Raw genomic sequence first — 11,646 nt, 5'->3', positions numbered from 1 at the left:
CGGGCCGTCCCGCTCAGTGTGCGTGCGTGACGTTCCAGGTCGGCAGTGGATCGGGATAGCTGAGCCAGACCTGCTGCCCCTCGGCCAGTTCGGCGTCGGTGAGCAGGGCGTCGTCGAGTAGTCGGTGGACCTTGTCCCGGTCGAGCTTGATTCCGATGAACACGATCTCCTGACCCGGCGCGATCTCGGTGCCCGACCAGTACTGGGCCGGCTCGATCGCCAGGTTGGGGCCCGCCTGTGACCAGATGGCGGCGATCGTCGGGCGGCTGGCGATCCAGCAGAATCCCTTGCTGCGCAGCACCCTTGTCACCTGGCCGAGTGCGTCGCCGAGGCGCTGGGGGTGAAACGGCCGGTCGGAGCGGAAGGTCATCGAGCTGATGCCGTACTCCTCGGTTTCGGGCGTATGGCCCATCGCGAGTTCCTCGTCCCAGCCCGGGGACTGGGCGGCGGCCTCCGGGTCGAACAGCCCGGTGTCGAGCACCTCGCCGATGTCGACGATGCCGTGGTCGGTCCGGATCAGCTTGGCGGTCGGATTGAGCCTGCGCAGCAGTGTTTGGACGGTGTCGAGGATCGCCGGGCTCACCAGATCGGTCTTGTTGAGCAGGATGACGTCGGCGAACTCCACCTGATCGGTGAGTAGGTCGGCGATGCTGCGGGCGTCACTCTCGCCTGCGGCCAGGTCTCGCTCGGCCAGCCCTTCGCCGCGGACGATCTCGGTCAGGAAGGTCGAGGCGTCGACGACGGTGACGAGGGTGTCCAGCCTGGCCAGGTCGCCGAGCCGAAAGCCGTCCTCGAATTCCCAGCCGAAGGTGGCCGCCACCGGCATGGGCTCGGAGATGCCGGTCGATTCGATCACCAACTGGTCGAATCGGCCCTGTCGCGCCAGTGCGCCGACGGCTTCGACCAGATCCTCGCGCAGGGTGCAGCAGATGCAGCCGTTGGTCAGCTCGACGAGCTTCTCCTCGGTGCGGTCGAGGTGGCCCTGTCCGGCGATGAGGGCGGCATCGATATTGACCTCGCTCATGTCGTTGACGATCACCGCCACCCGTTTACCTTCGCGGTTCGCCAAGATGTGGTTGAGCAGCGTGGTCTTGCCGGCGCCGAGGAAGCCGGACAGGACGGTGACGGGCAGCAGGTCGGACATCGCACTCCTTAATGAAAATAATTTTCAATAAATCATCATCCGCGCGTGCGCCAGCTAATGCAAACGGTTATCGTTATCGCCGTGCTCACGCCTCTGAAACTGCGCGCCGGTCTCGGCGCCCTGGTGCTCTCCGCACCTCTTGCCCTCGTCGCCTGCGGTTCCGGCGAATCCACCGACGCCGAACCGCAAGGGAATTGCCCGGCCACCCCGGTCAACGTGGTGGTCAGCGTCGACCAGTGGGGTGACATCGTGTCCGCCCTGGGCGGTGACTGCGCGAAGGTCACCACCATCGTCGCGGGGTCGTCGGTGGACCCTCACGAATTCGAACCCTCACCGGCCGACGCGGCGAAATTCCAGGGGGCGCAACTGGTCGTCGTCAACGGCGGGCACTACGACGAGTGGGCGAACAAGCTGGCCCAGAGCACGGCCCCGGACGCCGTCGTGATCTCGGCAGTCGGGCAGTCGGGGGCGGACGCCGGCAACCCGCACGCCTGGTACAACCCCGCCGCGGTGATCGGTCTCGCCGACACCGTGGCCGAGGAACTGGGCCAGTTGGCTCCGCAGGCTCGCGACTATTTCGCCCAGCGCCGCACCGAGTTCACCACCACGATGCAGCCCTACCAGCAGCTGATCTCCGATATCAAAGCCAAGGCCGGCGGCAAACGCTACGCCGCCACCGAAGCAGTTTTCGACGACATGGCCGCCGCGGTCGGCCTGGTCAACCAGACTCCCGCGGGCTACCAGGCGGCCTCCTCCAACGACACCGACCCGTCGCCGGCCGATCTGGACGCGTTCCTGCGCCTGCTCGCCGATCACGGCGTCGACGTCCTGATCTTCAACACCCAGACCGAGGGTTCGCTGCCCGACCAGATCCGGGCCGCCGCCGAGGCCGCCCGGATTCCGGTGGTCGATGTCACCGAAACGGTCCCGCCGGGCGAGGATTCGTTCGAGGCTTGGCAGGTGGACCAACTGACTGCGCTCGCCAAGGCGCTGGGTATACCGGGCTAGTGTCACCGAATCGCACCGAGCCGCCCGCCCTGCCGCCGGCTCTCGTCTTCGACGATGTCAGCGCCGTGCGCGGCGGACGCTTGATCTGGTCGGAGGGCACCTTCGAGATCCCGACCGGGAAGATCGTCGCCTTGATCGGCTCGAACGGATCGGGCAAGTCCACGATGCTCAAGGTGGTGCTGGGCGTGCTGCCGGCGGCCTCGGGTTCGGTGCGGGTGCTCGGTGGTGCGCCCGGGGAACACAACGACCTGATCGGTTATGTGCCCCAGGACTATGTGTCGGGTGCCGGTGAGGCCATCCGGGCCCGCGGTGCGGTGACGCTGGGCCTGACCGGGCGGCGGTGGGGGTTCACCCGGACTTCGCGCGCCGAGAAGGCCCGGGTCGACGAGGCATTGGCCTGGGTCGAGGCAACCGGTTTCGCCAATATGCGGATCTCGGAACTGTCCGGCGGACAACGCCAGCGCGTCGCCCTTGCCAGTGCCCTTGTCGGACATCCGAAGATGCTCATCCTCGATGAGCCGCTGGCCGCACTGGACCTGCGCAACCAGCATGAGATCGTGCAACTTCTGGCCCGGTTGAACAAGGACCTGGACGTGACGATTCTCGTTGTCGCCCACGACCTCAACCCGCTGCTGAGTGTGCTCGACAGCGCCATCTACCTGCTCGACGGGCACGCTCATCACGCCGCCATCGACGAGGTGGTGGACGCCGACCTGTTGACCCATCTGTACGGCACCCAGGTTTCGGTGGCCCACACCCCGCTGGGGCAGATGTACATGAGGAGCGTGTGATGCCGGTGAGCCTGGCTGCTGCTGGAACGCTCGCCCAAAGCAATCTGGCACTGGGCTACCAGCACAACTGGTGGCAGATCCTGACGTCAGCGTTCATGCGCAACGCGATTCTCGGCGGCACCCTGGTGGCGCTGGCGGCCGGGCTGATCGGCTACTTCGTCATCGTGCGCAACACCGCGTTCGCCGCCCACGCGCTGGCCCACATCGGGCTGCCGGGCGCCACCGGCGCGGCCCTGCTCGGCCTTCCGGTGGGGCTCGGTCTGGGCGCGTTCTGCGTGGGCGGAGCCCTGGTGATCGGGGCGCTGGACAGCCGTGCCAACGACCGGGAGGTGGCCACCGGCACGGTGTTGGCGTTGGCCACCGGGTTCGGTTTGTTCTTCAACTCACTGGCCACCAAGAACTCGTCGACGCTGACCAACGTGTTGTTCGGCAACCTGCTGGCCATCACTCATGAGCAGTTGCTGACCTTCACCGGGCTGCTGGTGGTGCTGACGGTCGCGGTGGTAATCGTTTATCGCCCACTGCTGTTCGCGTCGGTCAACGCGCAGGTGGCCGAGGCCAAGGGCGTGCCGGTGCGGACGTTGTCGGTGCTGTTCATGGTGTTGCTCGGGCTTGCGGTGACGATGGCGGTGCAGGCCGTGGGCACCCTGTTGTTGTTCGCCCTCGTCGTCACCCCGGCGGCGACGGCGATCATGGTGACGGCCCGGCCGGTCCTGGCCATGGCGATCTCGACGGGGATCAGTGTGGCGTCGGTGTGGGTGGGTTTAGCAATCTCCTCAATTTTCAATATGCCGCCGAGTTTCGTGGTCGTCACGATCGCGTGCGGCTGTTGGTTGGCGGTGTGGGCGGTTGACCGGGTGCGGAATTCGACGATCCACTAGCCTCGGGAAGCATGCCGAGGAGTCCCCACCCGCCGCGGCGGGCCACCCTGGCTTCGTTGGCGGCCGAACTCAAGGTGTCGCGGACGACGATCTCCAACGCATACAACCGGCCCGATCAGTTGTCGACCGAGCTTCGTGAGCGGATCTTCGCGGCGGCCAAGCGGCTCGGTTATGCCGGGCCGGATCCGGTGGCGCGGTCCTTGCGAACCCGCAAGGCCGGCGCGGTGGGGCTGATCATCACCCAGCCGCTCAATTACTCGTTCAGCGATCCGGCCGCACTGGATTTCGTTGCCGGGCTTGCCGAATCCTGCGAGGCGGTGGGGCAGGGGCTGCTGCTGGTGGCGATCGGACCCAACCGCAGTTTCGAGGACGGCTCGGCGGCGGTGCTCGCCGCCGGCGTCGACGGTTTCGTCGTGTATTCGGCCTCCGACGACGATCCGTACCTTCCGGTGGTGCGTCAGCGTCAGCTGCCGGTGGTGGTGGTCGACCAGCCCAAGGATGTCTCGGGGGTGTCGCGGGTCGGCATCGACGATCGTGGGGCCATGCGCCGGCTTGCCGAGCAGGTGTTGGAGCTCGGCCATCACGACATCGGCCTGCTGACCATGCGGCTGGGCCGGGACTGGCCGCATGCCGACCCGAAACCTGCACTGGCGGACCCGGATCGGGTGCTCTCACCGCATTTCCACGTGCAACGAGAACGCATTCACGGGGTGTACGACGCGATGACGGCCGCCGGTCTGGCGCCGAGCACGCTGACGGTGGTGGAGAGCTACGACCACCTGCCGACTTCCGGTGGTGCGGCCGCCGAGGTGGCACTGGAGGCCAATCCGCGCATCACAGCCCTGATGTGTACCGCTGATGTGCTGGCCCTCTCGGCGATGGATTACCTGCGTTCGCACGGCATCTACGTGCCGGGGCAGATGACGGTGACGGGTTTCGACGGGGTGCCCGAGGCGTTGGGCCGCGGCCTGTCCACGGTGGTGCAGTCCAGTGTGGCCAAGGGCCGCCGGGCCGGCGAGTTGCTGCACAATCCGCCGCGCGACGGGCTGCCGGTGATCGACGTGCTCCCCACCGAGGTGGTCCGCGGCCGCACGTCGGGCCCGCCGGCGTAATTTTTGCGTCGAAATGGCATTCCAGCCGGGCTCTACTCGGAGTTTCCCTGCCGGAATGCGGTTTCGGCGGAGGTGGTGCGGGGCGGGCGGCGCGCGTCGAGTACGTACTTCAGGGCTGCCGCAACGTCTTCGGGTTCGTCTACGCGATAGCCGGCCAGTGTCTCGCCGGGCCCCACCTTGACCCCCACGTCGCCGTCGCGCAGCCGTCGGAACGCCTTCTCGTCGGTGACGTCGTCGCCGAAGTAGATCACCACCGCCGCTCGATGTGTGTCGCGCAGGATGTCGATGGCCTCGCCCTTGTCGGTGGTGATCACCGCGAACTCCAGCACGGCTTTGCCTTCGGTCAGTTGCACATCCCAGCCCTGTGCAGCGGCATGTGCCTGTGCCAGCGCGGCTTTCGCATCGGCGGGGGCGGCGTTGCGCACGTGCAGGGCCACGCTGGCCGGTTTGGTTTCGACGGCCACGCCGGGCCGTTCGGCGGCGATGGCCCGCAGTTCCGCGGTGATCTCGTCGAGCAGGCCCCGGTCGATGGGATGGGCGAAGCCGGAGTCGAATTCGGCGCCGTGGCTGCCCACCATGTGCACTGCCTCCGGCATCCCAGACAAGTCGCGCAGCACCGTCAGCGCCCGTCCGGAGATCAGGGCGGTGGCGGTGCCCGGCAGTTCGGACAGGGCCAGCAGGGTTTGCGCGGCCGCCGGAAGGGGGCGTGCGTCGGCCGGGTTGTTGACGATGGGCGCGAGCGTGCCGTCGAAATCGGAGGTGATCAGGAGTGTGGGTGCCTGCGCGGCCCGGGTCAACGCGTCCTTGAGGTCGGCCGGCAGCTCACGCAGATCACTCACCCGTCAGATCTTAGGTTCGTCCTCGGCGCCGATCAGCAGTCGCACGGCCAGGTCGAGGCGCTTGCTCACGTCGGTGGCCGAGGCCCGGCGGGTCAGCCAGGCCAGCAGGTTCGACAGCCACACATCCGAGATGACCCGGGCGATGTGGTACTGGTCCTCGGTGGGCTCGCCGTCGGCCATGGCCCGGGCGAACATCGAGTCCATCAGCTTGCCGACGTGGTCCACTTCGCCGGCCGCGGAGGCATCGGCGAAGACGAAGGCCCGCGTCATGGCCTCGGTGAGCAGCGGGTTGCGCTGCATGGCCCGGTTCAGCTTGCCGACCATGAAGCTCAGCCGCTGGTGCGGAGTGCCGCCGCTGATCGCCGCACGGTCGGTCTTGGCGTCGATGCGCTCGAATTCCCGGCCCAGGGCGGAAACCAGCAGGTGCACCTTGGAGGGGAAGTAGCGGTAGAGCGTGCCGACGGCGACGTCGGCACGCTCGGCCACGGCACGCATCTGGACGGCTTCGTAACCACCCTTGGAGGCGATGGCCAGGGTGGCGTCCAGGATGCGCTTGCGGCGTTCCCGCTGTGCTTCGGAGCCGAGTTCGGATTCGGCGAGGACGGCCACGTTCAGAACCTCGCGTGGTCGCGAATCTGAGCCGGACGAGTCCTTGCCTGTTGGCTGTGATGCACCGGACATGGGGTGTGTGGCTCCTCCTCGTCGCGTACCTGGGGCAAAACGATACGCACGCCGATCTCCTTCTGCGCACCTCCGCGCCGGTAAACACACGGACGTGTCCTGCTTTGATGCGGGTCGACTTGACGGTCGAACACTGTCACCATTAGAACACGTTCTAGTGGGAAGCACGGACTTCTCGCGTTAGGGGCTAGGAGGTCCACCATGTCCGGCGCATCTGCCACCATCGCTGACGAGCAGTTTGCCGCCCGTGACCTGGTGAGGAGCTGGGCGGCGGCAGCTGCCACCGCCGCGGCCGTCCGCGAGGCGGAGCACGACGCCGATGCCTGGCGCGGCCCGTTTCAGGGGCTCGCCGAACTAGGGATCTTCAGTGTCGCGGTCCCCGAGGAGCAGGGTGGCGCCGGCGGCACGGTCGAAGATCTTTGTGCGATGGTCGACGAGGCGGCGGCCGCGCTGGTGCCCGGTCCGGTGGCCACCACGGCGCTGGCCACCTTGGTCGTCACCGACGAAGCGGTCCTGGAAGCCCTGGTGTCCGGTGAGCGCTCGGCCGGTGCGGCCTTGAGCGCGGACCTGACGCTCGACGGTGACCTCGAAACCGGCACAGTTTCCGGCACCGCCGAGTACGTCCTGGGTGCGGACGCCGCCGGGGTGCTGTTGCTGCCGGCCGGAGATCAGGTGGTCCTGGTCGACGCGGGTGCCGCGGGCGTGACGGTCGACGTGCTCGCCGCCACCGACTTCTCGTTGCCGCTGGCCCGGCTTGTGCTGGATTCGGTGCCGGCGCAGGTGTTGAGCGTGTCGCGGCAGCGCTTCGCCGACATCGCGGCAGCCGTGTTCGCCGCCGAGGCGGCCGGGTTGGCCCGCTGGGCGCTGCAGACCGCCACCGACTACGCCAAGGTGCGTGAGCAGTTCGGCAAGCCGATCGGCAGCTTCCAGGCCGTCAAGCACATGTGTGCCGAGATGCTGCTGCGTTCCGAGCAGATCTCGGTGGCCGCCGCCGACGCGGCCCGGGCGGTGTCCGAATCGGACGATTCCCAGCTGTCCATCGCTGCGGCGGTGGCGGCAGCCGCCGGGGTGGATGCCGCCAAGGCCAACACCAAGGATTGCATCCAGGTGCTCGGCGGCATCGGGATCACCTGGGAGCACGAGGCCCATCTGTATCTGCGTCGGGCATACGGGATTTCGCACGTGCTCGGTGGCCGGCGCGGGTGGCTTCGGCGCGCGGCCGCACTCACCCAGCAGGGCGTGCGCCGTGAGCTGCGGATCGATCTGGAGTCGGTGGCCGGGCTGCGCCCGGAGATCAGCGCCGCGGTGGCCGAGGTGGCTGCCCAGCCGGTCGAGAAGCGACAGGCGGCCCTGGCCGACGCCGGTCTGCAGGCGCCGCACTGGCCACGGCCCTACGGCCGCAACGCAACTCCGGCCGAGCAGCTCCTGATCGATCAGGAGCTGGCCGCGGCCGGGGTCGAGCGTCCGGACCTGGTGATCGGCTGGTGGGCGGTGCCCACGATCCTGGAGCACGGCAGCCCCGCCCAGATCGATCAGTTCGTGCCGGCCACCCTGCGCGGTGACCTGTTCTGGTGCCAGCTGTTCTCCGAGCCGGGCGCCGGGTCCGATCTGGCCGCGCTGCGGATGAAAGCCGTTCGCGCCGAAGGCCCCAACGGTGCGGCAGGGTGGAAGCTGACCGGGCAGAAGGTGTGGACCTCGGCGGCGCAGAAGGCGCACTGGGGCGTGTGCCTGGCCCGCACCGACGCCGACGCACCCAAACATAAAGGCATCACCTACTTCCTGATCGACATGAAGACGCCCGGCATCGTGATCCGCCCGCTGCGCGAGATCACCGGTGACGAGCTGTTCAACGAGGTGTTCTTCGACGACGTCTTCGTGCCCGACGAGATGGTGGTGGGCACCGTCAACGACGGGTGGCGGCTGGCCCGCACCACGTTGGCCAACGAGCGGGTGGCCATGGCAGGCGGTACCGCGCTGGGCAATCCGATGGAGGAACTGCTGCGTGCTCTCGGTGCGCAGGCCGAGGTGGATCCGGCGGACCTGGACCGTCTCGGTGAGTTGATCCTCACCGCCCAGGTGGGTTCGCTGCTGGATCAGCGGATCGCCCAGCTCGCGGTCGCCGGTCAGGACACCGGTGCGCAGGCCAGCGCCCGGAAGCTGATCGGGGTGCGTTACCGCCAGGCGCTGGCGGAGTTCCGCCTCGAGCTGTCCGACGGCGCCGGGGTGGTGCGCAACCAGGAGGTGCACGACTTCCTCAACACCCGCTGCCTGACGATCGCCGGGGGCACGGAGCAGATCCTGCTGACCGTGGCCGGTGAGCGGTTGCTGGGCCTGCCGCGCTAAGTCGGCGCTACGTCCGCAGATACCCCGCCAGCATCGCCACGATGCCGTCTTCGAGTTGTTCGGCGTCGGCGGGCTTTTCACACGCCAACAGTCGGTGCGTGAGCGATTCGATCGTGGTGACCACCAGTCTGGCCGCGAACGCGGTGTCGGCCACCGTCACGTCAGAATGGTTGTCCAGCAAGGCTTTTGCCATGTTCACGGCGTCCTCTTCGGCCCGGTGCAGCCGGTCCAGCAGGGTCGGTGAGCGCGGAGCCTCCTCGAACAGCACGCGGTGCAGGCGGGTGTCGTCGCGATGGTTGTCGATCGTGGTCCGGACGAACAGCCGCAGCAGGTCGTCCAGAGATGCCGGCAGTCCTGCCGCGGTGTGTTCGCGCAGGCGGGCGATTCCGGCGTCGATGTGCAGATCGGTGAGCGCGGACAGGATCGCGTCCTTGTTCGGGAAGTACTGATAGAGCGAGCCGATCGACAGATCCGCGGCCGCGGCGATGCGGTTGGTGGTGCCCGCGGCGTACCCGTATTCGGCGAAAACGCGAGCCGCCGCCGCCAGGATGCGTTGGCGGGTTTCGGCTGAACGGTGCTGTCTCGGCTGCTTACGGGGCCGGAACCGATCGGTCGGGGTCATCGTCACCTCCGCGCGAAAAGCGAGTAGTCAACCGCCGTGTGGCTGCCGAGAATCGGTGGTATGCAGCGCATTCATGTGGAGACGATTCTGCCAACCGAGGTCGGACGAGTGTGGCAGGCCATGCAGCAGGTCCCGACATTCCTCTATGTCTGCCGTGGCCTGTTCGGGGTGCCGGCGCTGGCGGGTCGCACCGAACCGTTCCGGGCCGGCGACCGGGGTACCGGCTGGCTGTTCGCGTTCCACGTGATCCCGGCCTACCGGCACACCATCGAGGTTCTCGATGTCGATGACACCAGCCACACGATCCGCACCCACGAGTACGGCGGGGTGCTGCGGCGCTGGGACCACACGCTGCATGTCGAGCCGGTCACCGAGCATTCGTGCCGGTACAGCGACACCGTCGAGATCGATGCCGGCCGGCTCACCGTGGCGGTCGTGATGTTGGCCCGCGGGATCTACGCCTACCGGCACCGCCGGTGGCGCAAGCTCGTGCGCAGGCACATGTCAGAAGCGGGTCTGGGCGCAGGCGCTGGGGGTGGTGACGTTGACCCCGCCGTAGACCACCTGGATCACTGAGCACGCGATGAAATCGGAGCTGGTGTCGGGTTGGCCGTTGGTCCAGTTGGTGGGCACGGATTCGCCGTCGATGGTGAACCGTTCGATGGGTCCGCCGCCGAAGTAGGTCGCTGAGATCTCGACCTTGTTGATCGACCGGTACAACTTCGACAGCACGTTGTCGTGGTTGGCGCCCTTGATTTCTCGGGGCATCCCGGCCGGCGCGCTGTAGGTCGCCTCCTGCCAGGTGTCGCGGTTCATGCTGCGCAGGGTGATGGTCTGCCGGGCCCAGGCATCGCCGGGGAAGCCGATGGGGCCTTCCGAGCCGAGCATGTTGGCCTGTGTTCGGAACGTGCACCGGGTGCCCGCACAGTCGGCGCTGACGTGCATCTCGATCAGGGGACCGCCGGGCACCGGTACGGAGGTGACCGCCGAGTTCGAGGCGGCGGCGGCCGAGGTGGGGAGCGTCAACGCAGTGGCGGTCAGCACTGCTGCTGCACTCGCTGCGGAGAGCCTGTTGATCGTCATCGTGAAAAAAGGTATCCGCTCGTTACTCGTCGTAGGTGACTTCGACTGAATCCGACACCGGTGTGGCCTGGCAGCCCAGGATCAGCCCCTCGTCGAGGTCGGAGGGTTCGAGTACGTCGTTGATCTCCATCTCGACGTCCCCGGACTTCTTGAGCACCGCGCAGGCGCCGCAGTGGCCTTCGCGGCAAGAGAACGGTGCGTCCAGGCCTTTGTCCAGCAGGACGTCGAGCAGCTTGGCCGACCGCGGCCAGCGGATCTCGTGGGTGGTGCCGTCGAGGGTGACGATCGCGGTGGCCGGGCCCTGGTCGCTGTCGTCGTCTTCCTCGATCACCACCGCGGCGAACGGATCGGAGTCCAGTGACTTGAACACCTCGATGTGGATGTTCTCGTCGGCGGTACCAGCCTGCTTCAGCGCCTGTTCGGCACCGGCCATGAACGGTCCGGGCCCGCAGATGAACGCCTCGCGTGAGGCGTAGGGGGCGACGAGTGCGGCCAGGGCGGCGGCGCTGGGCAGGCCCTGCACCGATTCGAGCCAGTGCACGACGGTGAACCGGTCGGGGTACTTGGCGGCAAGCTCGCGCAGGGTCGCGGCGAAGATGACCGAGTTCTCGTCGCGGTTGGCGTAGACGAGGACGACGTTGCCGGTGCCCTCGGCGAGCGCGGACTTGCAGATGGCCATCATCGGGGTGATGCCGCTGCCTGCGGCCAGCAACAGGAAATCGGTGTCGAGGTTGCGCGGCACGAAGGTGCCGGATGGGGCCAGCACGTGCATCTTCATCCCGGCGTGGGCGTTGTCGCACAGCCAGTTCGACGCGTAGCCGTCGGCGGTCCGTTTGACGGTGACGGTCAGCTGATCGTCGGTCAGCGGCGAACTCGACAACGAGTAGCAGCGGGCCACCGAACCCGTGCGGTCGCTGGGTATCCGCAGGGTCAGGAACTGGCCTGGGGAGTACCGCAGCCGGTCGGCGGGGATCTGGGATCCCTCAGGTACGGAGAACACGAGGGAACGCGCGTCGGCCGTCTCTTCGACGACCGCGCTCACCTGCAGTTCGAGCACATGGCTGCCCAGTGGCTCATCAGTCACGGCTGGACCCTCTCTTCACTCATAACTAGAACAGGTTACAAAAACGTACTTGCCCTGG

General features: G+C 67.6%; 12 protein-coding genes. 6 read left to right on the top strand and 6 right to left on the bottom strand.

Annotated features, from left to right (window positions below):
- Nucleotides 1-13 precede the first annotated feature (13 nt).
- Nucleotides 14-1,144 (bottom strand): GTP-binding protein, encoded by a 1,131-nt coding sequence (locus FR943_RS23690; protein ID WP_217160728.1) that lies wholly within the window; start codon nucleotides 1,142-1,144, stop codon nucleotides 14-16.
- Nucleotides 1,145-1,201: 57 nt separating this feature from the next.
- Between FR943_RS23690 and FR943_RS23685 the strand changes: the two genes are divergently transcribed.
- Genes FR943_RS23685 through FR943_RS23670 form a run of 4 tightly spaced genes read left to right on the top strand, consistent with a single transcriptional unit; the run spans nucleotide 1,202 to nucleotide 4,936 of the window.
- Complete coding sequence (locus FR943_RS23685) at nucleotides 1,202-2,152, top strand: metal ABC transporter solute-binding protein, Zn/Mn family (RefSeq protein ID WP_217160809.1); 951 nt, start codon at nucleotides 1,202-1,204, stop codon at nucleotides 2,150-2,152.
- A complete protein-coding gene (locus FR943_RS23680) occupies nucleotides 2,152-2,943 on the top strand; it encodes a metal ABC transporter ATP-binding protein (RefSeq protein WP_217160727.1) in 792 nt (263 codons plus the stop codon). Before FR943_RS23685 ends, FR943_RS23680 begins: the two co-directional genes overlap by 1 nt.
- A complete protein-coding gene (locus FR943_RS23675) occupies nucleotides 2,943-3,824 on the top strand; it encodes a metal ABC transporter permease (RefSeq protein WP_217160726.1) in 882 nt (293 codons plus the stop codon). The genes FR943_RS23680 and FR943_RS23675 overlap by 1 nt, the downstream gene beginning before the upstream one ends.
- An 11-nt stretch (nucleotides 3,825-3,835) precedes the next feature.
- Nucleotides 3,836-4,936, top strand: coding sequence for an Rv3575c family transcriptional regulator (locus FR943_RS23670; protein WP_217160725.1), 1,101 nt, complete (start codon nucleotides 3,836-3,838; stop codon nucleotides 4,934-4,936).
- A gap of 32 nt (nucleotides 4,937-4,968) precedes the next feature.
- Here FR943_RS23670 and otsB read toward each other — a convergent pair whose 3' ends face one another.
- Complete coding sequence (gene otsB, locus FR943_RS23665) at nucleotides 4,969-5,766, bottom strand: trehalose-phosphatase (protein ID WP_217160808.1); 798 nt, start codon at nucleotides 5,764-5,766, stop codon at nucleotides 4,969-4,971.
- A gap of 12 nt (nucleotides 5,767-5,778) precedes the next feature.
- Entirely contained in the window at nucleotides 5,779-6,456 is a 678-nt protein-coding gene (kstR, locus tag FR943_RS23660) for a cholesterol catabolism transcriptional regulator KstR (protein ID WP_218046137.1), read from the bottom strand.
- A gap of 201 nt (nucleotides 6,457-6,657) precedes the next feature.
- On the opposite strand from kstR, the gene FR943_RS23655 reads away from it, so the two are divergent.
- A complete protein-coding gene (locus FR943_RS23655) occupies nucleotides 6,658-8,799 on the top strand; it encodes an acyl-CoA dehydrogenase family protein (RefSeq protein WP_217160723.1) in 2,142 nt (713 codons plus the stop codon).
- A 7-nt stretch (nucleotides 8,800-8,806) separates the two neighbouring features.
- On the opposite strand, the gene FR943_RS23650 is transcribed toward FR943_RS23655, so the two are convergent.
- Nucleotides 8,807-9,421, bottom strand: a complete 615-nt coding sequence (locus tag FR943_RS23650) for a TetR/AcrR family transcriptional regulator (RefSeq protein WP_217160722.1) — start codon at nucleotides 9,419-9,421, stop codon at nucleotides 8,807-8,809.
- Between the two features lie 60 nt (nucleotides 9,422-9,481).
- Between FR943_RS23650 and FR943_RS23645 the strand changes: the two genes are divergently transcribed.
- Nucleotides 9,482-9,997 (top strand): Rv1443c family protein, encoded by a 516-nt coding sequence (locus FR943_RS23645; RefSeq protein WP_217160721.1) that lies wholly within the window; start codon nucleotides 9,482-9,484, stop codon nucleotides 9,995-9,997.
- On the opposite strand, the gene FR943_RS23640 is transcribed toward FR943_RS23645, so the two are convergent.
- Nucleotides 9,926-10,498, bottom strand: coding sequence for a hypothetical protein (locus tag FR943_RS23640; protein ID WP_217160807.1), 573 nt, complete (start codon nucleotides 10,496-10,498; stop codon nucleotides 9,926-9,928). The genes FR943_RS23645 and FR943_RS23640 overlap by 72 nt on opposite strands.
- A gap of 28 nt (nucleotides 10,499-10,526) precedes the next feature.
- Nucleotides 10,527-11,588, bottom strand: coding sequence for a ferredoxin--NADP reductase (locus tag FR943_RS23635; protein WP_217160720.1), 1,062 nt, complete (start codon nucleotides 11,586-11,588; stop codon nucleotides 10,527-10,529).
- Nucleotides 11,589-11,646 lie beyond the last annotated feature (58 nt).

It is taken from the genome of [Mycobacterium] fortunisiensis (assembly GCF_019050325.1).
GTDB classification, from domain to species: Bacteria; Actinomycetota; Actinomycetes; order Mycobacteriales; family Mycobacteriaceae; genus Mycobacterium; species Mycobacterium fortunisiensis.
Note: the sequence above shows the minus strand (reverse complement) of the source record. Positions and strands in the feature narration are given on the sequence as shown.